Raw genomic sequence first — 25282 nt, forward strand, 5'->3', positions numbered from 1 at the left:
ATGTATTAAGTACAAAGTACTTTTTACTTCTTACATAATACATTAATACAATATCTAAAATGATTGATTTAAAAGAAAATTTAGTTTCTCGTCACCATGCGTTTTTAGAAGCTAACCAAACGAATTCAACTGTTGATGGATTACGTAAGGAAGCGATTGAAATCTTCAATAACGAAGGTTTCCCAAAACGTAAAGACGAAGAATGGAAATATACAAATGTTGCACCTTTAGTTAAAGTTGATTATACTTTAAATGCTGAAGAAGCAACTGTTGATGCTGAAACAATCAATGGTTTATTTGTAAACAACTTAGATTCGAACAAAGTTGTTTTCGTAAACGGTAAATTTGATGCAGCATTATCTTCTATCGCTTCAGAAGAAGTGACAATTAAGCCTTTAAGCGAGGTTTTAGTGGATGCTTCTTATCAAGAAGTTGTAGCGCAATTCTACGGTAAAATTGCGTTAAAAAACGAAGCTTTCGTGGCTTTAAATAACGCTTATGCAACAGAAGGATTCTTCGTGCAAGTTGCTAAAAACAAAATCGTAGAAAAACCAATTGAAGTATTATACATCACTACTGGAAATACGCAAGAAGCTTTATTACAACCAAGAAATTTAGTGGTAATTGGAGATCAAGCAAAAGTACAAATCATCGAAAAACACGTGACTTTAAACGAAACTGCAAACTTAACGAATGCATTAACAGAAGTTAACGTAGGTAAAAACGCTGATTTATACTTATACAAATTCCAAAACGATACCGATCATGCTTCTTTAATTGATAATACCTACATCAACCAAGAGCGAGATTCTCGTGCGCACGTGTTTACATTTGCATTTGGAGGGAAAGTGGTTCGTAACAACTTAAACTTCTTCCAAAACGGAGAAAACTGTAATTCGGTAATGGATGGTATTACAATGATTGAAAACAAACAACACGTGGATCACCACACATTTGTTGAGCATAATTTCCCGAACTGTGAATCTCACGAGTTATACAAAGGAATTTATGACGGTAAATCTGAAGGTGTTTTCAACGGAAAAATTTACGTTCATAAAGAAGCACAGAAATTAAACGCGTTCCAACAAAATAACAACGTATTATTATCTGATACAGCTTCGATCAACACAAAACCTCAGTTAGAGATTTTTGCAGATGACGTAAAATGTTCTCACGGATGTACTGTTGGTCAATTAGCAGAAGATTCTTTATTCTACATGCAACAACGTGGTATTCCTAAGAAAGAAGCCAAAGCATTATTATTATACGCTTTTGCATCGGATGCTTTACAACGTGTAGAAATTGAGCAAGTACAAGATGTTGTGAATCATATGATCGCCGCTAAATTAGGTGTGGATATTGATTTCGAATTGAATTAATTCTAATCCAAAAGTTTTTAGAATAAGTTTTTTCTAAACATTATAATATTTAAAAGTAAGTATTCAGTTCTTGGGTACTTACTTTTTTATTTAGACTAAATCGAGTAACTTTGAACCATTAAAAAAGTAACAGAAATGTCATTAGATATTCAACATATAAGAAGTCAATTTCCAATTTTAAATCGTGAAGTGAATGGGAAACCATTAGTATATTTCGATAATGGAGCAACTTCTCAAAAACCAAAAGTAGTATTGGATATTTTAGATCAATATTACGAAAAATACAATGCCAATGTTCACCGTGGTATTCATACGCTAAGTCAAGAAGCAACGGATTTAATGGAAGAATCCCGTCGTAAGATTCAAGCATTTATCAATGCAAAACATGACCATGAAGTGATTTTCACACGTGGAACGACAGAATCGATCAACTTAGTGGCTAACACAATTGGGCAATTGTTAACGGTTGATGATGAGATTATCATTACTGAAATTGAACATCATTCGAATATTGTGCCTTGGCAATTGGTAACGCAACGAACAGGAGCAAAATTAAAATACATTCCATTAACGGCTGAAGGAGTTTTAGACATTGATCAATTAGATGATTTATTGACGGATAAAACGAAATTAGTTTGTGTGAACCAAGTTTCGAATGCATTAGGAGTTGTGAATCCTATTGAAACCATTATCGAAAAAGCACACGCTAAAGGGGCATGGGTTTTAATTGATGGTGCACAATCGGTTCCACATACTAAAATTGATGTACAAGCATTAGATGCTGATTTCTTAGCCTTTTCAGGACATAAAATGTATGGACCAACTGGAATCGGAATTTTATACGGTAAAGAAGAAATCTTAAATCAATTACCACCATTCCACGGAGGAGGAGAGATGATTAAAGATGTAACGATGGAAGTCTCAACCTACGCTTGTTTACCTTTTAAATTTGAAGCTGGAACACCAGATGTCGCTGGAATTATTGGTTTAGGAGCTGCCGTGGATTTTATCAATACAATTGGAATTGATGCGATACATGCTTACGAAGATGAATTAGTGGAATATACGATCCAACGTTTATCTGAATTCGAAGAAGTGGAGATTTATGCCAAAGAGGCGAAGCATTCAGGAGCTGTTTCATTCAATTTGAAATTAGAAGGTGTACACTCTTCTGATGTCGGAATGATCTTAGATAAAAAAGGAATTGCAGTTCGTACAGGACATCACTGTGCGCAACCAATTATGCATCATTTTGGTATTCCTGGAACAGTTCGCGCGTCATTTGGAATCTACAATACGAAAGAAGAAGTGGATATTTTTATTGAAGGTTTAAAAACCGCTATACGTATGTTAGGATAACAATAAATTAACAAAATAAGAAATGGGAACCTTTGGGTTCCCATTTCCTTTTTTAGAGGATTACAACAATACAATTTCATCGACGACTATCTCAGCTACATGTTTCACAATACCATCTTTCGTTGTAAAATCGTTATAAGACAATTTTCCCTCGACAGCGATTTGCTTCCCTTTCGTAACGTGCTGCTCAACGATGTTAGATAAATTACCCCATACGACTAAATTGTGCCAAGTAGTTTGTTCTACTTTTTCCCCTTTAGCATTGGAATAGCTTTCGTTTGTCGCTAAACTCAATCGAGCTAATTTCTTGTTGCTCTCTAAAACTTTAATTTCCGGATCTTGTCCAACACGTCCAACTAATTGAACTCTGTTTCTTAATGTACTCATGGCAATAAATAAATTGGTTATTTGTTCGCATGAAATTAAGAAATAAATTGTAAAATATTGTAATTTAAATATTTAAATTACATATTCTTTATATAACTGCTCCAAAATTCGTTCCAAATTGTAAGTTTTACCCGGATGTGGGCGTGAAGTTTGGATGCATGAGCTGCGAACTGCAGTTAACCAACGAAAACGCTCATGAATTTCAAATTTTGAGACATCAGAAAATGGATTACTTCCTTCAGCAATTTGACTGAGCGCTTTTAAATTGGAATCAATAAAACATAAGTCAAAATCGTGAGCAAATGCATTCATTCGACGATCATTTAGAAAATATTTTACTTTTAGGAATTTCTCTTTTTTCGAGAAAACAATCACACCAACATTTATAAATTCTTCACGCTCAACTTTAGGAACAAATCGTATGATTGAATATTCATATAAGATTTTTTCTGGCATCGTTTGCTTCATTTATAAAGTTAATAGAATGATCTCTTCTCAGTTTAATGAATCCTTTATATGCTTCTCTCATTTCAGCAATAGACATATGATAAGCTTCAGCTTCGTACCATTCATCAGGGATTAAATTTACTAATTCATCAATAAATTCGTTGGTTAAAATGGCTCTAAATTCAGTATCTACTTCTTCTAATTTTGTTGCATTTTTTAATAAAACATGATCTTTGATTTGTGGAAATTTTGTTTTTGCAGAAGCTTCCCAATTATCCCAAGAATGATGAAAGTAGTATGCTGCGCCATGGTCTATTAACCACAATTCTTTGTGCCACATAAGCATATTTGTATTGCGGTATGTTCGGTCTACGTTCGTTATAAATGCATCAAGCCAAACGATTTGTGAAGCTAATTTATCATCAACTGGCATTACAGCAGGATCATAATTAATTGCGCCCGATAAAAAGTGTAATGCTAGATTGGTTCCTTCGCTAAATTTTAATAAATCTTGAATTTCCTCATCACCTTCCGTTCTTCCAAAATCCACATCCAATAACGCAAACACCAATTCTGGAATTTTAAATCCTAATCGACGTGCTATTTCACCACCTAATAATTCAGAAATTAACATGCGTGGACCATGTCCAGCTCCTTTAAATTTTAAAACATATTTAAATCCATCATCTGCATCTGCTAAAGCTGGAAGAGAACCACCTTCTCGTAAAGGCAGGAGGTAACGTTCAACCATTACGGTTCTCAATTCAAGTTTTTCCATAGAATTGTATTATGTGTTAAATTTAGTATAAAATTAGCATATTATAATTTGTTATCTCTTGTGTAAACTACATCTTTGTGGTAGAGTTTAGTATAAAGAAACTTCAATGCGTATTGGTAAAATTTTTATTTCTCGTATCACCCTTTTATTTATTGCTGGAATAGCTAGTGTTGCTTTATTTGCATATGGTGTGCAAATGTTAACGGCACGACATATTTATCATGATGCCTATAAAATCCCATCTAAATATCGAGTAGGTGTGGTATATGGTGCAAAATTAAATAAGGATGGATCTCCTGGAGTTTATTTAAAAGATCGATTGGATACGGCTTTAGATTTGTATTTTAAAGGTAAAATTAACGTCATTATTTTATCAGGCGAACGATTGAATGAGGATTTTAATGAAATCGATGTCATGGAAAAATACATCTTATCAAATGGTGTCCCAATTGAACATACTTATTTGGATACAGGAGGTTTAGACACGTATAGTACAGTATATCGTGTAAAGAATATTTTCCAATTTGATGAAGTGATTTACATTACTCAAAATTTTCATTTGACGCGTGCTACTTTTCTTGGTCTTTTAATGGGGGTAGATTGTATTGGATTTAATGCGGATCGCTCGAAATATAAAAACCTCAATGAACATAAATTCAGAGAGGTCTTTGCAAATATAAAAGCGATGCTAGATTTTTCTAAGGATCGTCAACCAGAAGTACTCGTTGATAGTAAAGATTCCATCCATTAAGCCTGCATTACATAAATCGCAGGTCGTTTATGAAAATCGTAAGATTCTTTTTTCCAATCCTTAATGGAGCGGGTACGAATATCTTCTGTTTCTAATGTAATATCACAAGCAACACAGATTTTAGTATCTCCACGTAAAATATGGGTTAAATCTTCAATCATCTGATTGTTTCGGTAAGGGGTTTCCATAAAGATTTGAGCAATCCCTGTTTTAGCACTTTCGGCTTCTAATTGGCCCAATCGTTTTTTTCGCTCATTTTTATCGATAGGTAAATAACCATGGAAAGCAAAATTTTGTCCATTCATTCCTGAAGCCATTAATGCCAAAAGAATAGAAGAGGGACCAACTAATGGAACAACGGGAATACGTTTTTCCTGTGCTACTTTTACCAGTTGAGCACCTGGATCTGCAACAGCAGGTAAACCAGCTTCAGAAATAATTCCGATTGTTTTTCCTTGATCTAATAATTTAACCAGCTCAAATAATTCATGAGCATCAGTATCTTTATCTAAAATGTAAAGTTCTAAATCAGCTTGAACTTTTTCAGGACAAACTTGTTTGATGAATTTACGGGCTGATTTTTCATTCTCCACGACAAATGTATTGATTGAACGAATAATTTCTAAATTATACGCGGGTAATACACGATCATGAGGGCTAGTTCCTAATAAGCTAGGAATAAGATATACTTTAGCAGTTGACATCTTGTAGATTATAAATTGTATTTGGCAATGATTCCATCTGTAGCACGGTCTAATAATTGATACACATGCTCAAAGGCCTCATCATTATCATAATAGGGATCAGGTACATTTAATGCCTCACCTAAACCTTCTTTTAAAATCAATTTGATTTTAGCTCGTTCCTCTTCAGAGCGCGCTAATTGTTGTAAATCAATCGAATTTTGTTTGTCCATCGCAAAGATGATGTCGAATTCTTCAAAAAATACAGGATTAAAATGCATGGCACGTTGATCAGAAATATCAACCCCATGTTTTTTTGCCACTGCAATAGAGCGACGATCAGGTTGTTCTCCGACATGCCAATCACCTGTACCTGCAGAATCTACTAAATGTTTGTCTCCAACTTTAGATTGTAAGATTCCTTCTGCTAGAGGTGAACGACAAATGTTACCTAAGCAAACCATTAAAATTTTCATGATGAAAAAGTTTTTAATTCAATCGATTAATCGGCGATTTTACGTGAGATATCTTCAATATATCCACGGAAAGTCTTATCCGTTTCTTGTAAGTTTTTCACAGTCTTACAAGCATGTAATACAGTAGCGTGGTCACGTTTACCGATTTGAGATCCGATACTTGCTAACGATGCTTTTGTATATTGTTTTGCAAAATACATTGCTAATTGACGCGCTTGCACGACATCACGTTTACGAGTTTTTGATTGAATATCATCAATAGAAACTTTAAAGTATTCGCATACTGTTTTTTGGATATAATCAATCGAAATCTCTTTACGCGCTGTCTGCACTAATTTAGATAAAGTACGCGCTGTTAATTCTAATGTAATTTCTCTTTTATTTAAAGTAGCTTGTGCAATAATAGAGTTCAATGAACCTTCAAGTTCACGGACATTGGTATCAATATTTTGAGCAATGTAATCCATTACTTCATCTGGAAAAATAATACCGTCTTTTTCTAATTTTTGCTTTAAGATATGTAAACGTGTCGTGTAATCCGGATTTTGTAAATCGGCTGATAATCCCCATTTGAAACGAGAAATTAATCGCTGTTCCATATCTTGAATATCTGCAGGCGATTTATCTGAAGTTAAGATAATCTGGTTACCACGTTGATGTAAATGGTTGAAGATGTGGAAGAAAACTTCTTGTGTTTTCGCCTTCCCTGATAAGAATTGAATGTCATCCATGATTAAGACATCGATCATTTGATAGAAATGGATGAAATCATTCTGATTATTGTTTTTAACGGCTTCAATAAATTGTTGAGTAAACTTTTCTGTTGAAACATATAAAACCGTTTTATCAGGATGTAATTCTTTTACTTCAAGACCAATGGCATGCACTAAGTGAGTTTTTCCTAAACCAACACTTCCATATATGAAAAGTGGGTTAAAAGAAGTTCCTCCTGGACGTTTTGCAATGGCACGACCAGCCGCACGAGCCAAACGATTAGATTCACCTTCAATAAAATTATCGAATGTATAATTTGGATTTAATTGAGAATCAATTTTTAATTTCTGAAGCCCCGGGATAACAAAAGGATTCATCAATTTACTGCGATCGATTTGCATCGGTGTTTCAACCTCTTGGGGTTGAGGTTTTTCTTTTCCTGAACTTGGAATACGTACAGTGTATGGGTCACGTCCTTGAGACTTCTGATCCATCAAAATACTATACACTAATTTCGCATCACTACCTAACTCACGTTGAAGCGCACTTTTTAAAATCTTGATATAGTGTTCTTCCAACCATTCGTAGAAAAATTTACTTGGCACTTGTATCGTTAAGATGTTGCCGTTAATTTTTGCTGGACGAATAGGTAAAAACCATGTATCAAATGCATCATGAGGAATATTATCTTTGATGTATTTTAAACAGTTATCCCAAACAGAATTAGCAGTAATTGTCATACTTGAGTCCAAAAAATGATGATTTAAAAAATTAAAACATTGATTATCAATAACTACCGAAACTTAACGATAGAACACAAAATTGTGAACAAATTTTGAATAAAAAAAACACTTTGTGTATTGATAAATTAGAAAATAGTTTGTATAATGTTAATTCTCAAAACGGTTATTGTTTAAAGCTTTATCCCGTTTAAAATTAGTTTGATTTGAAAAGTAAAAAAACTTGAATTAAATTTGTCATTATGATACTTTCACAAGAACAATTAGACCAAGCTACAGTAAAGATTGAATCGCATATTAAAGATATCGGGATTCAGAACCAATTTACATTAAAGAACATTGAAGAGTTAGAAAACGAATCAACAGTTCGAGTATTTATTTATCAAATTGCAAATCCAACTTTCACAACATTATTGCAAATATACTACGATTTTGCAAAAGAATCATTAGTAGATACTTCGTCTCCGACATTTAGTTGGATGGATTATAAAAAAATTACAGAATAGACTATTTCTTTACATGATAGATGAGGAAATAGTCTTTTTTTTGTTTATACTTTTACAACCATGAAAACATTTCGTATAAAACACCGTGTGACTTATGCAAAGACAGATCAAATGGGAGTGGTGTACCATGGGAATTATGCTGAATTCTATGAAATCGGACGTGCAGAGATGATGCGTTCTGTTGGATATCCTTATGCCGAATTAGAGAAACAAGGGATACAGATGCCTATTTTGGATATGCATTGTAAATTTATAGGGAGTGCGTTGTATGATGAATTAATCACTATTGAAGCTATTGTATACGAACGTTTGAATGGTGTTCGAATTAAAGTGGATTATAAAATTTATAATGAACAAGAGAAATTAATTAATGAAGGATATACGACTCTATGCTGTATCGATGCGAAGACGAAACGTCCAATTCGAATTCCAAATGAAATGTGGGAAAGTTTAGGATTTCCTGAAGAATAAGGATCATAATTTTTATTTAACTTTGAACTTTAACAAAACATAGTAAAATTTATGTCAACTCTAAGAGAGCGTATAGACCAAACCATTGCGAATGTAGCTGACTTTCCTCAGCCAGGAATTCAATATAAAGATATAACGCCTTTGTTTTTGGATGCAAAATTATCCAACGCCATTGTCGATGCTTTTGTGGAAGAAGCAAAAGGTAAAATTGATGCCGTATGTGGTATAGAAAGTAGAGGTTTTCTATATGGAATTCAAATTGCACAAAAATTAGGGGTTCCTTTTATTTTAGTACGTAAAGCAGGGAAATTACCTCCTCCAACAGTTTCTCAATCATATGATTTAGAATATGGGCAAGCAACTATCGAAGTAAATGAGACGTATATTAAGGAAGGTATGCGTGTGTTAGTTCATGATGATGTGTTAGCCACAGGAGGTACAGCAGAAGCATGTGCTAAATTGGTAGAAAAATGTGGTGGTAAAGTCACACAATTTTCTTTTATCGTTAATTTAGAATTTTTAAATGGTGTAGAGAAGTTAAATTCATTTACAAATGATATTGTTTCTTTGACAACCTATTAAAATTTAGAATAAGTAATAAAAAAGGATTTACTCATAGCGTAAATCCTTTTTTCTTGGATTTAATTTAAAAAATCAATTTATCATTAATAAAAATATGTTCTAAAATTATTTAAATCCGTAGAAATTAAGGGTTTTTAATAGGTTTTTTAGGACTTATATAAATACTAATGTATTTTAGCGCCGAATTAAGAATTAAAAAATGAAAAAACTATTACTATCAACACTAGTTGCAGTATTGTTATTCCCAATGAAGCTGAAGGCAGATGAGGGAATGTGGTTTTTAATGTTCATTGAACGTTTGAACCATCGCGATATGCAAAAACAAGGTTTACAGTTAACGGCTGAAGAAATTTATAGCATCAACAATAATTCATTGAAAGATGCAATTGTTCAATTCGGAGGTGGATGTACAGCAGAAATTATTTCTGATCAAGGGCTAGTTTTAACAAACCACCACTGTGGATATGGAAATATTGCTCAATTATCTACACCTGAAAATGATTATTTAACGCACGGATTTTGGGCGAAAAACAAATCTGAAGAATTAAAGCCTGATAATCTAAAAGTACGTTTCTTCGTACGTATGGACGATGTGTCTCAACGCATTTTAGGAAAAGTAAACAATAAAATGTCAGAAGCTGAACGTGAAAGAATCATCAACCAAGAAATCGCTAAAATTGAAAAAGAAAATAGCGAAAATGGGAAATATGTGGTTTCAGTACGTTCATTCTTTCAAGGCAATGAATATTACTACTTCGTTTACCAAGATTACGAAGATGTACGTTTAGTTGGTACACCTCCAGATATGATTGGACGTTTCGGTGGAGATACAGACAACTGGGAATGGCCACGTCATACAGGTGATTTCTCAATGTTCCGTGTATATGCAGATAAAGATGGAAATCCAGCAAAATATTCAAAAGAGAATGTTCCGTTAAAACCAAAACATCATTTACCAATTTCTTTAAAAGGATATAAGTTAAATGATTTTGCAATGATTTTAGGTTACCCAGGTCGTACAAACCGTTGGATGCCAGCGCAAGGTGTTGCTCAAAACATCGATTATGCTTACCCAGCATGGGTAGAGGCTTCAAAAGTTGGTATGGATCAAATCAAAAAATACCAAGAGCAAATTCAAAAAGTAAATATTGATTACGCTTCTAAATATGCAGGTTTAGCAAATTACTGGAAAAACCGTGACGGAATGATTGTAGCTTTAAAAGAGCACCAAACTGTTGCTAAAAAATCGAAATTAGAAGCTAAATTCAACAAATGGGCGAATAAAAAAGCCAATAAGGCAGAATATGGTGATGTCATCAAGAATTTAAATGATTATTATGCAAAAACGAATTTAGATGCGCGTCATAATAATTATTTAGCAATTTTAATGCGTTCTGCTGCTTTAGCTTCAGCTCCTTACCGTTTAGGTAAAGCAATTGAAAATTATGCAGCTGCAAACGAGGCGAAACGTGCTGAAATGATGCCACGAATTGAGGAAATGATCGAAGCGATCTATGGTAAAATGTACTTACCATTAGAGAAAGATGTATTAGCTGCTCAATTAAATTTATATGCTTCTAAAGCAGCTGAAGCGGGATTAGCGCCTTATGTTGCTGACTTAGCAAAACAAAATGGAAACAACTTCAATGCTTACGTTGAAGATGCAGTATCTCGTTCTTTCTTTGCAGATGCTGCACAAGTAAAGAATTTCTTAATTTCTCCAGATGTTGAGGTGTTAAAGAAAGATCCTTTATTCGTTTTATCTTCTGCATTAGTAGAAAGACAAGCTCAAAAAACAGAAGAGCAAGCACAATTAGAAGAAGTATATGCGAAAAACTTCCGTTTATTAGTGAAAGGTTTACGTGAGTCTAAAATCGGTGATATTTTATATCCAGATGCGAACTCTACATTACGTTTAACTTATGGTTCAATTCAAGCGTTACCAAAAAGCTTAAATCCAAATCGTCAACCAGATGCTCCTGCAAACTTCTACACAACAATGGAAGGTGTGGTTGCGAAACACAAAGCAGGTGATGCTGAGTTTGAGAATCCAAAACGTTTATTAGAATTAGCTGCAGCAAAAGATTATGGACGTTATGCAGATAAAAATGGATATATGCCAATCAACTTCTTATCCAACAATGATATTACAGGTGGTAACTCAGGTTCACCTGTTTTAAATGGTAAAGGAGAATTAATTGGTGTAGCATTCGATGGTAATATTGAAGCAATGGCTGGTGATGTAATCTTCGATCCAAAATTACAACGTACAATTTCAGTAGATATTCGTTACGTATTATGGGTAGTAGATAAATACGCTGGTGCTACAAATATTATCGATGAATTAACAATTGTAGAATAATCGCGATTATAACATAATTTTAAAGGTCTTTAGGAAACTAAGGGCCTTTTTTTAGCAGTCTACTATTGATATTTCCATAAATTTATACTTCAATTCAGATACAATGCAAGTCACAGATTTATTAAAAACAAATACAGCACAATACCACGACGAGATCGAAGCTAGACTCGAATCCAAACGTTTGTTTGATGGTTCGTTTACACAAGAAAATTACTATAAAATGCTATTGGTGAATCATCAATTCATTAAAGCTTATGAAGGAGAGATTCATACCTTATTAAATGAAGAGGATTTAAATCTTTTAAATGAAATTAATTTTAATAAATTAGAGTTAATCGAAAAAGATTTAATCGAATTACAATTAAATCCTTATGAATTATCACCCATTGTGCCATTAATGAATCGAGCAGAAGCCTTAGGAGCATTATATGTGATTGAAGGATCGATGCTTGGAGGAATGGTGATTGCGAAACAGCTGAAGAAATATCCAGATTTAGAGAAAGCTGGATTTCATTATTTTGGACACTATGGAAGCTATATTGGTCCGGTATGGAAAACTTTTGTTGCTTATATGAATGAAAAACTAACCACAGAAGAGGAAAAACAATCCGCTTTGGATGGAGCAATAAAAGCCTATACATATTTAATAGCTGCAGCATAAAAAAAGAGGATTATTTATAATCCTCTTTTTTTGTGCGTTATAATAAAGGTTTCCAAATATCTTTTGAAACTTTTTTTCCGGGAGTAGTTGATTCAATCATTGTAATGATCACTTCATTTGCTGATTTGTTTTGCATCTCAACTAATTTTCGAATGGCAAAACCGGTAGGTTCGAAAACGGAAGTAATATCTAAACGCCATTGTGATTGATCATATGTAAAACCAAAATATAATGGAGTTTTTTGTTTTTTTACAATGAATTGACCATAAGCAATTTCACCATTAATATCAACTTCACCAATTTCAATTTCATTGATGGTATTTTTATTTCCAATTAAGCCATTATCAATTGAATAATTTAATAATTGTAAACCATTCATTTTAATTAATTCCTCTTTTGGAACTTTATGCTTTACAGATAATACAATTAGTTTATCCAATACTTCCAATTGATTAATTTGAGCTGAATCGGCACGTAAACTGATATCTAATACTTCTTGATAATAATTGATGGAATTTTTATCCAATTGAGCGATTGCCGTTTTTGAATCTCCTGATAGAATCCCTTTTTTATAGGTTTCGAAAGCTTTTACAATTTCTTTTTTCGCTTTTTCTTCGTTGATTTTCGTTGGTTCTTCTTCTTGTCCAAATACAGAAATGATAGAGAACAAGAAAAGAAAAGTAGTGATTATTAGTTTATTCATTTTTAAAAATATAATACCTATATAACTTTAAAAATGATGAAATCGTATAAGCAATTCAACTTTTATAATTTAAATATTTCCAAATAGGTCAATTGATTTTTATGTAAATAACAGATGGCTAAGTTATCGACATCTTGTTCTGCATTAAAATTCAAAATGGCAACTGTTTGATTTTGTAAAGAATTTTTAAATGTTTCTACGATGGAAGGGTAAAATAAATCGTCTCGAGAAATGAAGAGGGGTAAACAAAATTCTTCGTTTTGACTTAATTCGTCAATTGAACATTCAATCACTTCGCCAGGAGGTAATAGTAGGCTATGAATTAATGATTGAATACTTTTTAAATAAAAACTATTCCATTTTTTGTGCTTACGAAACTGATCAAATAATAATAAAATTTTCTCTCTTCTTTCCATAATGCTATGCAATTTCTATAAAATAATTCAGAATTTGTTTAAACTACAGGATATTTTTAAAATCATTCCCTAAAAAAATAAAATATGCTGTAAATTGAACATCCAATTGAAGTTGTAGAATATGAAAAAAATAGCAATATTAGGTGCTTTTGTTGCCGTTATAGTGAGCTGTGCATCAGCTACAAGTGCAAAAGTGGATCAAGGAAAAGAAATTGCGAAAGTGGAATCGCAATGGGAAAATTTAAAGGTTTTACCTCAAGATATTTCTGAAGAAGACTTGAAAGGGATGATGCGAGGATATAATGCGGCTTTAGGTGTAAAATGTAATCACTGTCATGCACCAAATGCTGAAGGAAAAATGGATTTTGCTTCAGACGCAAAAAAAGAAAAAGAATTTGCGCGTCACATGATTACGATGACGAAAGATTTGAATGAAAAACATTTCAATTACGACGAAACAGATAAAGCAAAAGTTTCTTGTTTTACATGTCACCAAGGAAGTGTTAAACCTAAGAAAATTGAGGATTTAGAATTAAAAGAGCCAGGTAAAATTAATTTACCTCAACAGACACAAGCAAAATAAAATAAAAAAAGCCACTCGATTGAGTGGCTTTCTTTTTCTTAGTATTTTACGATTTTTTTCGATATTTCTTTTCCTTCTGATTTTACTTTGATAATGTAAATACCTTGGGCTAAGTTCGATAAATCAATTTGATTTGTGCTTGATAATTTTTCAGTTTTTACTTTTTGTCCATTCATTGAATACACTTCTACTAAAGCTTTACTTTCTGCATTAGCTATAGTGATCGCTCCTTTAGTTTTAGTAGGGTAAACTGATACTTGAGTATTATTTACGTCCGAAGTACTTAATGGGGCAACATTGTATCCAGAAACTAAAACATTGATAAATCTGTTTTCAATTGCTCTTTCGTGATTTACTAAATTTCCTTTGTGTGAAATTTGTACTACATAACGGCGATCTGCAACTGGATTTTCAAGTAATACTTGCTCCACATTGTCAACCGTATTGTCACCTTTTAATGCTGCAGCACGTGGCGCATTAGGATCTAATTTCCAAGGGAAGTATACTTCGTTTGTCTCTGTATCGATTATGCGTAAGTCAAAATCATTAACTAATTTGTTCGATGTGTCGTTCACAAAGTCTGTCCAAAAAGTTTCTGTATCAGGAACAAAATCAGCTGCAGGATCAATCCAAGAAATAGAAGCTTTTAATGGGGTATCAGCTTTTCCATATACTTCATACGTTCGTGTAGTTCCATTTTCAAATTCAAAAGTTTCGAAAATAGCTTCTTCATTGTTTACATCAATTAAAATTTCTGCTGCTGTTTTTGCATTGATTACACCCCAACCTGCAAATACATCTGGTCCTGGGAATAATCCTGATTCATCTGCTGTATGCGTAATTAAGTTTTTTGCTTCATCCCCTCTAAATCCAAAGGTTTCATCATTTAATAAGTTACGTTGTAATTGTGTTAATGCACCAATAACACCAGTAACCATTGGTGAAGAGAATGATGTACCTGAGTTAGTTCCATATGAGTTAATCGTGTTTGGATTTGTACCATTCGCTACTCTATGATTAGAACCAACAGCTGCAATATCAGGCTTAATTGCACCATCTTTACGTGGACCTGCTGAAGAATAATTCGCATATTGTACCTGATTTGGACCAACATAGCGGTTGTCATTTGCGTCAATGTATTGTTCAATTGCTCCTACTGTAATGATATTTTTAGCTAAACTTCCGTAGTCAATACATGGTTTGTTACCTTCACAGTTACCGCTTGGTAAACTTGCCAAAGTAATTGTAACAGAGTCATTAACAGTACCAATTGCTTTCTCGTATTGGTTACCATCGACATCGATACCGATAAAAGACCTTGGGCTAGAAGTTATTGTTGCTACACTTTCACCAAAACTATTTCCTGCCGCTTTTACGATAATATGTGATGGATCTGCATCAACGATATAATCCCAATTGTAATCAGAGGAATAATAAGTACCAGAATATGTTTTTGTAGCATCAGTTAAAGGCTCAATTGGTAACGGATAAGAAATGATACCTAATAATAAACTATAAATATCCATTGCCCATCCTGTATTTACACCATAGGAATGGTTAGATAATTTATAATCTGACGCAAATGTTTTTTCGAAATAATTTCCAGATTCTTGCGTCGTATTAAATGAATAACTTTTGAATTTTGACTCGGCCAAAACACCTTTAGCTGCAGCATCAATACCACTCGCTCCCATAATTCCTGAAACATTCAACGCATGTGAATGATAGGTTACTGTACTTGTCGAACCTTCAATATTTTCACCAAAATCTACTAATTCAATTCGATTTGGGATATTATTAAATTCTTGATGTGGGATAATACTTCCACCATCAACAATAGTAATGTTAATTCCATTTCCTGTAATAGGAGCACCTTGTCCTTCGATTAGTCCATTGTATAAGAAATCAACATTTGCTGCTTTATTGGCTTTTAAATCATGTAATTGGTCGTATACAGGAACATTTCCTAAGAATCCAGAAAGTGTTTTGTTTTGCAAACTATTTTGTTGTTCAACATATTGCTGAGGTGATAATTGAATCCCTTTAGTAGCTAAATATTCTTTGATTACTTTTTCTTCTGCATGATTTAAAGTAATAACAGAAGGCGTCTTTAAAGTTCGCTGTTTTTGCAGGATAACGTTCTTCTGAATTTCTAAATGGTTTTGAACGTCTTGAGTAGTTTGTGCATTTACAAAAGCTGTAAATACTAATGGTAAGAGTAAATAAATTTTCTTCATAATGTTATTGTTAATTCGTTTATGGTCTTACTAAGCTATAAAAATTAAAATATCATTAAGGTAATTTTAACATTTAAAATGAAGAAATTTCTGATTTTAATAAAACATAAGATATTATTATTTGGACTATTATCTAATTTGAATAATTTATTGTTGATTTTGTAGTGAATGAAATTTTGATTCTATTTATGAAGAAATAGATCTTATCATTAGAAAGGGGGCATTCATACAGAATGTGAATTATAAATTAAAAGTTAAAACAAGAAAAAAGCCACTCGAAGGAGTGGCTTGTAGAATTTATAAAGTTTGAAGTATTATTCTTTTCCTGTGAAAGTAGAAGCAATAAATAATTCTTGTTTTTGTGCGTCATCAATTGGAGATGGAGCATCAATCATGACATCACGACCTGAATTGTTTTTAGGGAATGCGATGTAATCACGAATCGTTTCAGAACCATCTAAGATGGATACAAAACGGTCAAATCCGAATGCTAAACCTCCATGAGGTGGCGCACCATATTTGAAAGCATTCATTAAGAATCCAAATTGCGCTTCAGCTTGTTCTGGAGTAAATCCTAATAATTCGAACATTCTTGCTTGAATATTTTTATCAAAAATTCGGATAGAACCTCCTCCGATTTCATTACCATTTAAAACTAAATCGTAAGCATTAGCACGAACTTCACCTGGATTAGTATCAATTAATTCCATATCTTCTGGTTTAGGAGAAGTAAATGGGTGGTGCATTGCGTGGTATCTTTCAGATTCTTCATCCCACTCTAATAAAGGGAAATCTACCACCCATAATGGAGCAAAAATTTCAGGATTACGTAATCCTAAACGCTCAGCTAATTCCATACGTAAAGCAGATAATTGTGCACGTACTTTGTTTGTGTTACCTGACATTACTAACATTAAATCACCTGGTTTTGCGTTCATACGCTCTGCCCACGCTGCTAAATCTTCTTGAGAGTAGAATTTATCTACAGAAGATTTAAATGTTCCGTCTTCGTTATAACGTGCCCAAACTAAACCTGTCGCACCAATTTGTGGACGTTGAACCCATTCGATTAATTTATCGATTTCTTTACGTGTATAAGAGTTACATCCTTCTGCAGCGATACCAACGATTAATTCTTGCTCGTCGAAGATTTTGAAATCTTTACCTTTCGCTAAATCAGTAATCTCTCCGAATTCCATTCCGAAACGGATATCTGGTTTGTCATTTCCATAACGGCGCATTGCATCAGCAAATGTCATACGTGGGAAATCTCCAAATTCTAATCCTTTAAACGTGTGTAATAAGTGTTTAGCTAAACCTTCAAAAACGTTCATGATGTCTTCTTGTTCAACAAACGACATTTCACAGTCAATTTGTGTAAACTCTGGTTGACGGTCTGCACGTAAATCTTCGTCACGGAAACATTTTACAATTTGGAAGTAACGGTCTAAACCACCGACCATTAATAATTGTTTGAATGTTTGTGGTGATTGTGGTAATGCATAGAATTCTCCTGGATTCATACGAGATGGAACCACGAAATCGCGTGCACCTTCTGGTGTAGATTTAATTAAAACTGGTGTTTCAACTTCTACGAATTCTTGTGCGTCTAAATATTTACGGACTTCCTGAGCAACTTTTGAACGGAAGATTAATTTATCTTTTACAGGATTACGACGAATATCTAAGTAACGATATTTCATACGGATATCTTCACCACCATCTGTATTGTCTTCGATTGTGAATGGAGGTAAGGCAGATTCATTTAAAATTGTAATGTTTTCTGCTAAAATCTCGATATCTCCTGTCGGAATGTTTGGGTTTTTAGAAGCTCTTTCGATTACTGTACCTGTTACTTGAATCACGTACTCACGTCCTAATGAACGAGCAGTTTCAAATAATTCTTTCGAAGAACGTTCTTCATCTAAGATAATTTGCGTGATTCCGTAACGGTCACGTAAATCAATCCACATCATAAAACCTTTATCACGTAACGTTGAAACCCATCCGCTTAACGTAACTTTTTCATTAATGTTGGCTTGTGTTAATTCTCCACAAGTATGTGATCTAAACATCTGTCGTAAAATTTATAGTGCAAATGTAAAGTTTTGAGGTGAATTAAAGAAGCTATTTATCGATTTTGAATGATTAAATGCAATAAAAAAAGGACTCTTAATTAGAGTCCTTTAGAATTATATTTTAATGTTTTATGAATTTTGATCTTTTAATTTACTGTGTTTTTTACCATAAATAAAATAGATTACTAATCCAATCAATAACCATATGATAAAAATAATCCAGTTACTTGCACCTAATTCGCTCATTAGGTATAAGTTAATTAAGATACCGATTACAGGTAATACAGAAAATTTGTATTTGAAAGCCAAGATGCTTAACGTTAACCACACTAACCAGAAGAAAATAACTAAAGATTTGTGAATTAAAATATCAGCACCTAAATCTTTCCATTGGCTTAATTCTTCATGTCCATATTTAAATGATAAAATTAATCCAACGATAAATCCTAAACCAATTAAGTATTTCCCATTAATATAAGGTACTTTAAATTTTGCTTTTTTAGATAATCCAGTATGATCCATATATAAAACTCCTCCACAAACGACGATAAACGCGAAGAATGTTCCAACGGAAGTTAAATCCACAAAGAAATCCATTTTCAAAAACAATGCAGGGATTGCTACTACAAAACCTGTAACAATTGTCGCGAATGATGGCGTTTTATATTTAGGGTGAATTTGAGCGAATTTTTTAGGCATTAATCCATCACGAGACATTGTCATCCAGATACGAGGTTGAGCCAATTGAAAGACCAATAAAGCACTTGTAATGGCCACAACAGAAGTAACAGAAATAATCCCAGCCATGTGGTCAAATCCAACGTGTTGGAAAACATAAGCCAATGGATCTTTTACATTTAAATTTGTATAGTTAACCATTCCAGTTAAAACTAACGTAATGGAAACATATAGTAAAGCACATATAATTAAACAAGCGATCATCGCTCGTGGTAAATCGCGTTGAGGATTTTTACATTCTTCTGCAGTTGTTGAAATCGAATCGAATCCAATAAAAGCAAAGAATACAGCAGCAACTCCACCCATCACACCTCCTAATCCATTTGGTGCAAATGGCGTCCAGTTTTCCGGTTTTACAAAGAAAGCACCACCAATAATTACCGCTAAAATAATTCCAATTTTAATGATGACCATTATGTTACTTGCACGTTTGGATTCTTTAATCCCAATATATACTAAAAGTGTAACTAATACTGTAATTATACCTGCAGGTAAATCAAAAATTACAGGCAATCCACCAATATTTGGAGCTGTATTGTATGCTTCTAGCGCCACTTTTTCAACTCCAGTTAACTTATCTACACCAAGTTCAACTGATTTTTGATAAGCTTCAGTCGCATATTGAGGTGCCATGGTCAACCATTTAGGAATATGTATTCCAAAGCCTTCGCACATAGATACAAAATATTGAGACCATGAAATGGCGACGACCATATTAGAAACCGCATATTCAAGAATTAATGCCCATCCAATAATCCACGCAAATAATTCACCAAATGCCACATAGGCATAAGTATAGGCAGAGCCTGATACGGGAACAGTACTGGCAAATTGTGCATATGAAAGTGCTGTAAATACACAAGCAAAGGCAACAAATACAAATAAAAGTGAAATTGCAGGACCTCCATTAAATGCCGCTAATCCAATTGTACTGAAAATTCCAGCTCCTACAATAGCAGCAATTCCTAAACTTACAAGGTCTGTTACGCCAAGTGTCTTTGATAGTGAGTTGGGGTTTTTTTCTGCATCGGATAAAATTTGGTCAACCGATTTTTTCTTGAATAATTGGGACATATATTGGATAAAATTTAGGGGACAAATATAATTACAAGATATAAAAATTCGTTTATTTTTTGTTTATTTATAAAGTAATTCAAGTTATACTGAATAAAATTCACAATTATCAGCAAACTAATTTAAAAAATTCACATGAAACAGATTTTAATTGCATTAACTGCGTTGACGTTTTTTACGGCTACGGGTTGTTCAACTCATACGGCTCTGACAACAGAGAAATATGAAAAAATTTTACCAAAGTACGTTGATCAGATTTCTGAAGCACAGTTAAAAAAACAGCTATATATTATAGCAGGTCCAGAAATGGAAGGTCGTAATGCAGGAACCGAAGGAGAAGTAAGAGCAGGTAACTATATTGCCAATTATTATAAAGAATTAGGAATTAATGGACCAAAAGGAAATTATTTCCAAATTATTCCAGCAGCAACATTTAACCGTGTAAAAGGGGAGATGCGAAATGTGATGGGATTTATTGAAGGATCAGAGAAACCAGAAGAAATTGTTGTGATTTCAGCACATTATGATCATGATGGAATCAAAAATGGAGAATTATACCCAGGTGCTGATGATGACGGTTCAGGAACGGTTGCTGTAATGGAAATTGGTCGCATTTTCCGTGAAGCAGAGAAAAAAGGAATTCGTCCAAAACGCTCAATTTTGTTTTTGCACGTTTCTGGAGAAGAGAAAGGATTATTAGGTTCTAAATATTATTCAGAGCATCCAATTTTTCCTTTAGCAAATACCATTGCCAATGTGAATATCGATATGATTGGTCGTGTAGATAAAGATCATGATGAGAAAACAAGAGATTTCGTTTATGTGATTGGATCTGAAATGTTATCTTCTGATTTGCATAAAGCAGTATTAGCAGCCAACGAAGGGTTAGGAATTGATTTGGATATGCGTTATAATACGCCAGATGATCCGAATCGTTTCTATTATCGTTCAGACCACTATAACTTTGCAAAACATAATATTCCATCGGTTTTCTTTTTTAATGGAGTACATGACGATTACCACCGTCCGTCAGATACGCCAGATAAAATTGAATACGATCTATTAACACGTCGTACAAAATTAGCTTTCAATACCATTTGGAAATTAGCTAATGCTGAAAATCGTCCTGTTGTGGATAAAGAATCACCAATGCCGACTACTGGTCGATAATATAAATAAAAAGCCCTTCGATTAGAAGGGCTTTTTTTTATTTAAATCATTATTTTACAATAACTTTTTTGGAGATTGAAATTCCTTTATCAGTTTTTACTTTGATAACAAAAGTACCTTTACCAAGTGATTTTAAGTTCAGTTTATGGTTACCTTTCCCTTCACCTGCTTTTAGCTTTTGTCCTAAAGTAGAATAGATTTCATAAGAGTATTTACCAAACTTTTCTGGAACACTTAATGTAATGGCATCATTCGTTGGATTTGGATAAATCGCAATTTCTTTTGATGCAAGATCTGATGTATTTAAAATATAATCTAATTTGAATAAAGTGGATTCACTAGATCCAAAATCACCACCTTGTTTTAAAATTGTTCCATCCGGTAACGTTAAACTATAATTACCTTGACCATAATTACAACAGATTCCATCACCAGCGCTATCTGAAATTTCAAACGTGTAGCAATCGTTTGCTAAATTATCAAATTCATGGGTGTAATTTGTAGCATTCTGCAACGTTCCATTTTGAGCAACAATTTGACCTGAAGAATTACGCAATTTCCAAGTAGTTTCACGCGCATAGTTATCTGTTCGAAGGGTTAAAATGACCTTATTTGAGTTTAATGCTTCCAATATATGGAATGAAGTTGTTCTACTGTTATTGTTGGTATTTAAATCACCTTCTAATATTGCCTGAACTTGAATGGTATGGTCACCAGCGTTTAATTCTTGTTCTGGTAATGTTAAGTTGTATGTTTGATTTGAAGCTAATGATTCATTGATGGTCATTGTATTTTCTTCTCCATCATTGTATTTGTATTTAACAACGAATTGGTTTACTGTAGTTTGTCCCGAGTTTTTTATTACGACAACTGGGGCGACAGAAGAATCACAACCTTCATTTACTGTTACTGCATTTACGGATAGGTCAGTAGCTAGTAATTCTTTTACAAAATGATCTGTAGTCATTACGCCAGAATTTGTAGGATCTAACCAATCTTTTAATCGAGTAGCTGAAGTTCCTCCACCTTCCCACGAAACGTCAAAACGTCCATAGTTATCGTGTTTCCCATTCGTAGTAAGTCCAGAACATGCTGCTTCTCCTCCGTACAATTGTCCAATAATACGACCATTGTGGTCAAATAATCCTGAACCAGAAGATCCTCCTTCCGTTACTCCTAAATCCCAAGCTGGAATTTCCCATCCTGAAATACTATAACGTGAAGTTTTTAAAGGTGCCGTATAATATTGTGCAATTTTCATAATATCTCCAGCAGGATGATGTAATCCTGTTACATTCTCTGGCGTATCTCCCGTACGATCCCATCCCGCATAAGTTAATTGCCAATCAATAGGTATTTCATTGTTTAAGCGTAAAAGCATTACATCAGTAGCAGGACTACGCGCAACAATTTCTGCACCACTCATACTATAAATTCGTGGCCCATCACCACTTGGAGCAGTAGTCGCACAATCTGGGTTTTCACTTATCCATTTGAAACGGAAAGTCCAGTTTGGAGTTGCTGAACTATAACAATGGTTGGCTGTTAAAAAATAAGGTGTACCATCCTGTGCCGTATTATTTACCAATGTACCAGAACACCATTCTTGTGTCCCATTTAAAATTAATGCTACAGAATTTTTTTGCATTTCCCAAGCATTTCCTGCTTCGCAACCAACATCAACATTACAATTTCCAGAAGAATTTAATCCTTTTGTTCCATTGTCATTTGTTGTAATTGTACGGTATCCATGAACCACTTTAGCAATCTCGAAAGTTGATTCACCTTTTTCGGCTGCTGGTTCGTAGAATTCAACAGTTATTTTAGAGCCATCAATAGGCCATGAAATTACTTGCTGTGTTTTATTGTTTTCGTTTGCTGTATAATATCCTAAAAATTGACCTTTCTCATTGTGCATATACAGCTTAGCATTTGGAGAAAGATTGTAGTGATTAAATAAGAAATTTAAAGTTAATGCATCTTTTGATTCAACTGTAATTTGCCAAATACGATCTCCATTCGGCAATGTCACCCATTGTCCTGAATTTGAAGTTGTAAAATTGGTGTCTATTTCTGCTCCGAAGCGGAATGGTTTTGTTGGATTTTGATCATTAATTCTATCTTCTGACTTATAGTGATCAATATTGATTGAAGGAAGTATTACAACTGGTACATCATTATGATGAACTAATGATTTGCTATAAATCGTCCCTTGGTCTGTCACTTGGGCAAACGCAAAATTCCCCAATAAAATAAGAGGGAGTAAAAATTTTCTCATAAATGTTATTCAAACGTGTTAATATAATAGGGGAAGTTACATCTTTTTCCTTTATGTTTCTTAATTTTGAAGGAAATAATTTTAATAAAATGTCAGAGATATTATTATTGGAACCAAAGGCATTGTGGAAGAATTTTTCGGCTTTAAATGCTGTTCCAAGACCTTCTAAAAAAGAAGAAAAAGTACGTGAGTTTATCATCAAATTTGGTGAGGATTTAGGATTGAAAGTGGAAACGGATGAAGTTGGAAATGTTTTAATCAAAAAAGCAGCTTATCCTGGAATGGAAGATCGTAAAACCATCGTGATGCAATCTCACTTGGATATGGTTTGTCAAAAGAACAATGATGTTGAATTTGATTTCGATACACAAGGAATCGAAATGTACATTGAAGACGGACGTTTTGTTACAGCAAATGGAACGACTTTAGGGGCAGATAATGGAATCGGAGTAGCTACCATCATGGCTATCTTAGAATCCAAAAATATTCCTCATCCAGCCATTGAAGCTTTCTTTACGATTGATGAGGAAACAGGAATGACAGGAGCTTTAGGATTAAAGGGAGGTTTCTTATCCGGTAAAATTTTATTGAATTTAGATACAGAAGAAGATGATGAATTAGACATCGGTTGTGCTGGAGGAATTGATATTACAGCGAAAAAAGAATATACTCCTGTTGCTGTGGATGGACAAACGTTTATTGTAACCTTAAAAGGTTTAAATGGTGGTCACTCAGGAATGCAAATTCATGAAGGATTAGGAAATTCAAATAAATTGATCGCTCGTTTGTTGAATGCTGGATTAGCACACGGGATACAAATTGTTCATATGGAAGGAGGAAGTTTACGTAATGCGATTCCTCGTGAAGCATGGGTGAAATTTGTTGTTCCTACGGCGAACGTAGCTGATTTTAAAACGATTTATGAAGCGCTACGTGCTGACATTCTAGAAGAATATCAAACAATCGAAAAAAATATTACGATTACTTTAGAAGAAGCGGACCAAGCAAATATGGCAATGTCTACAGTAGATACGAAATTATTTGTTCAATCAATTATGGCGGCTTTTAATGGAGTATATCGAATGTCTCCAGATGTAGAAGGTTTAGTTGAAACCTCTAATAATGTAGCTCGTGTTGAGGTAATTGATGGAAAAGTAAAAGTGTTATGTTTAACACGTTCATCTGTAGAGTCAAACAAAATGGCATTAGCAGAAACTTTAAAATCAAGTTTTGAATTAGCAGGATACGACGTAAAATTTTCAGGTTCTTACCCAGGTTGGAAAGCAAATCCACATTCTGAGATTTTAGAAATTATGAAAGGAATCTATGCAAATAAATTCGGAGCTGAACCTCGTGTTGTTGCATGTCATGCAGGATTAGAGTGTGGAATTATTGGAACAAATTATCCTGGATTGGATATGATTTCATTCGGACCAAATATTACAGGAGCTCACTCGCCTGATGAGAAAGTTGAGATCGCATCTGTTCAAAAATTCTGGGATTACTTGTTAGATATTTTAAAAGAAATTCCAATGGATACTGTTGATTATAGCTGTGCAAATGCAAAAAATATATAATTTAATATATTCTAGATAAAAAAAATCCGAAGAAGTAACTTCGGATTTTTTTTATTGATTTAAAACAACTTTAATTGATATGAATTAAAATTCTATCTTTTAAAATATTTGATTGGAGTAAATTAATACTCT

Annotated in this window: 23 protein-coding genes; 11 read left to right on the forward strand and 12 right to left on the reverse strand. The window is 33.6% G+C overall.

Going from position 1 to position 25282, the window contains the following annotated elements:
- Positions 1-59: 59 nt before the first annotated feature.
- Together sufD and AC1QSP_RS00165 are read left to right on the forward strand one after the other, a co-directional pair.
- Positions 60-1379, forward strand: coding sequence for a Fe-S cluster assembly protein SufD (gene sufD, locus AC1QSP_RS00160; protein WP_484079239.1), 1320 nt, complete (start codon positions 60-62; stop codon positions 1377-1379).
- A 135-nt stretch (positions 1380-1514) separates the two neighbouring features.
- Positions 1515-2738, forward strand: a complete 1224-nt coding sequence (locus AC1QSP_RS00165; protein WP_484079240.1) for an aminotransferase class V-fold PLP-dependent enzyme — start codon at positions 1515-1517, stop codon at positions 2736-2738.
- 60 nt (positions 2739-2798) lie between these two features.
- Here the strand turns inward: AC1QSP_RS00165 and AC1QSP_RS00170 are convergent, their stop codons facing one another.
- From AC1QSP_RS00170 to AC1QSP_RS00180, 3 genes are all read right to left on the reverse strand, one after another.
- Positions 2799-3125, reverse strand: coding sequence for a single-stranded DNA-binding protein (locus AC1QSP_RS00170; protein WP_484079241.1), 327 nt, complete (start codon positions 3123-3125; stop codon positions 2799-2801).
- A 72-nt stretch (positions 3126-3197) separates the two neighbouring features.
- A complete protein-coding gene (locus AC1QSP_RS00175; protein WP_322970538.1) occupies positions 3198-3581 on the reverse strand; it encodes a DUF3037 domain-containing protein in 384 nt (127 codons plus the stop codon).
- The gene (locus AC1QSP_RS00180) at positions 3559-4350 is read right to left on the reverse strand and encodes a HipA family kinase (protein WP_484079242.1); all 792 of its coding nucleotides are present in this window, start codon (positions 4348-4350) and stop codon (positions 3559-3561) included. The genes AC1QSP_RS00175 and AC1QSP_RS00180 overlap by 23 nt, the downstream gene beginning before the upstream one ends.
- 106 nt (positions 4351-4456) lie before the next feature.
- Between AC1QSP_RS00180 and AC1QSP_RS00185 the strand changes: the two genes are divergently transcribed.
- Positions 4457-5101, forward strand: coding sequence for a SanA/YdcF family protein (locus tag AC1QSP_RS00185; RefSeq protein ID WP_484079243.1), 645 nt, complete (start codon positions 4457-4459; stop codon positions 5099-5101).
- Here the strand turns inward: AC1QSP_RS00185 and AC1QSP_RS00190 are convergent.
- Genes AC1QSP_RS00190 through dnaA form a run of 3 tightly spaced genes read right to left on the reverse strand, consistent with a single transcriptional unit; the run spans position 5098 to position 7714 of the window.
- Complete coding sequence (locus tag AC1QSP_RS00190; RefSeq protein WP_484079244.1) at positions 5098-5805, reverse strand: SAM-dependent methyltransferase; 708 nt, start codon at positions 5803-5805, stop codon at positions 5098-5100. The genes AC1QSP_RS00185 and AC1QSP_RS00190 overlap by 4 nt on opposite strands.
- Before the next feature lie 8 nt (positions 5806-5813).
- Positions 5814-6260: a low molecular weight protein-tyrosine-phosphatase gene (locus tag AC1QSP_RS00195; protein ID WP_322970533.1), complete on the reverse strand. Its 447-nt coding sequence runs from the start codon at positions 6258-6260 to the stop codon at positions 5814-5816.
- Between the two features lie 26 nt (positions 6261-6286).
- The gene (dnaA, locus tag AC1QSP_RS00200) at positions 6287-7714 is read right to left on the reverse strand and encodes a chromosomal replication initiator protein DnaA (protein ID WP_323674060.1); all 1428 of its coding nucleotides are present in this window, start codon (positions 7712-7714) and stop codon (positions 6287-6289) included.
- A gap of 242 nt (positions 7715-7956) precedes the next feature.
- On the opposite strand from dnaA, the gene AC1QSP_RS00205 reads away from it, so the two are divergent.
- The 5 genes from AC1QSP_RS00205 to AC1QSP_RS00225 all read left to right on the forward strand — a co-directional run bounded on the left by AC1QSP_RS00205 (position 7957) and on the right by AC1QSP_RS00225 (position 12296).
- On the forward strand, positions 7957-8220 hold the full coding sequence (locus AC1QSP_RS00205; protein WP_322970531.1) for a hypothetical protein: 264 nt from the start codon (positions 7957-7959) through the stop codon (positions 8218-8220).
- 60 nt (positions 8221-8280) lie between these two features.
- Positions 8281-8691 carry an acyl-CoA thioesterase gene (locus AC1QSP_RS00210; RefSeq protein WP_322970530.1) on the forward strand — a complete coding sequence of 137 codons (411 nt, stop codon included), beginning with the start codon at positions 8281-8283 and terminating at the stop codon, positions 8689-8691.
- A gap of 51 nt (positions 8692-8742) precedes the next feature.
- Positions 8743-9273: an adenine phosphoribosyltransferase gene (locus AC1QSP_RS00215; RefSeq protein WP_322970529.1), complete on the forward strand. Its 531-nt coding sequence runs from the start codon at positions 8743-8745 to the stop codon at positions 9271-9273.
- Between the two features lie 199 nt (positions 9274-9472).
- Positions 9473-11635, forward strand: coding sequence for a S46 family peptidase (locus tag AC1QSP_RS00220; protein WP_484079245.1), 2163 nt, complete (start codon positions 9473-9475; stop codon positions 11633-11635).
- A gap of 103 nt (positions 11636-11738) precedes the next feature.
- Positions 11739-12296, forward strand: a complete 558-nt coding sequence (locus AC1QSP_RS00225) for a biliverdin-producing heme oxygenase (RefSeq protein WP_484079246.1) — start codon at positions 11739-11741, stop codon at positions 12294-12296.
- A 37-nt stretch (positions 12297-12333) separates the two neighbouring features.
- On the opposite strand, the gene AC1QSP_RS00230 is transcribed toward AC1QSP_RS00225, so the two are convergent.
- On the reverse strand, positions 12334-12999 hold the full coding sequence (locus AC1QSP_RS00230) for a hypothetical protein (RefSeq protein ID WP_484079247.1): 666 nt from the start codon (positions 12997-12999) through the stop codon (positions 12334-12336).
- Between the two features lie 62 nt (positions 13000-13061).
- On the reverse strand, positions 13062-13415 hold the full coding sequence (locus AC1QSP_RS00235; protein WP_484079248.1) for a hypothetical protein: 354 nt from the start codon (positions 13413-13415) through the stop codon (positions 13062-13064).
- 121 nt (positions 13416-13536) lie between these two features.
- Here AC1QSP_RS00235 and AC1QSP_RS00240 point away from each other — a divergent pair, with 121 nt between their 5' ends.
- Positions 13537-13998, forward strand: a complete 462-nt coding sequence (locus AC1QSP_RS00240) for a c-type cytochrome (protein ID WP_484079249.1) — start codon at positions 13537-13539, stop codon at positions 13996-13998.
- Between the two features lie 38 nt (positions 13999-14036).
- Here the strand turns inward: AC1QSP_RS00240 and AC1QSP_RS00245 are convergent, their stop codons facing one another.
- The 3 genes from AC1QSP_RS00245 to AC1QSP_RS00255 form a co-directional block, all read right to left on the reverse strand.
- The gene (locus AC1QSP_RS00245; protein WP_484079250.1) at positions 14037-16235 is read right to left on the reverse strand and encodes a S8 family peptidase; all 2199 of its coding nucleotides are present in this window, start codon (positions 16233-16235) and stop codon (positions 14037-14039) included.
- Between the two features lie 314 nt (positions 16236-16549).
- Entirely contained in the window at positions 16550-18310 is a 1761-nt protein-coding gene (gene aspS, locus AC1QSP_RS00250) for an aspartate--tRNA ligase (protein WP_484079251.1), read from the reverse strand.
- A gap of 132 nt (positions 18311-18442) precedes the next feature.
- Positions 18443-20125, reverse strand: coding sequence for an amino acid permease (locus AC1QSP_RS00255; protein WP_484079252.1), 1683 nt, complete (start codon positions 20123-20125; stop codon positions 18443-18445).
- Between the two features lie 135 nt (positions 20126-20260).
- Between AC1QSP_RS00255 and AC1QSP_RS00260 the strand changes: the two genes are divergently transcribed.
- Positions 20261-21295 (forward strand): M28 family metallopeptidase, encoded by a 1035-nt coding sequence (locus AC1QSP_RS00260; RefSeq protein ID WP_322970520.1) that lies wholly within the window; start codon positions 20261-20263, stop codon positions 21293-21295.
- Between the two features lie 49 nt (positions 21296-21344).
- On the opposite strand, the gene AC1QSP_RS00265 is transcribed toward AC1QSP_RS00260, so the two are convergent.
- Positions 21345-23573 carry a T9SS type A sorting domain-containing protein gene (locus tag AC1QSP_RS00265; RefSeq protein WP_484079253.1) on the reverse strand — a complete coding sequence of 743 codons (2229 nt, stop codon included), beginning with the start codon at positions 23571-23573 and terminating at the stop codon, positions 21345-21347.
- Between the two features lie 89 nt (positions 23574-23662).
- Between AC1QSP_RS00265 and AC1QSP_RS00270 the strand changes: the two genes are divergently transcribed.
- Complete coding sequence (locus AC1QSP_RS00270) at positions 23663-25150, forward strand: aminoacyl-histidine dipeptidase (RefSeq protein ID WP_484079254.1); 1488 nt, start codon at positions 23663-23665, stop codon at positions 25148-25150.
- Positions 25151-25282 lie beyond the last annotated feature (132 nt).

The organism is Faecalibacter sp., assembly GCF_057177045.1.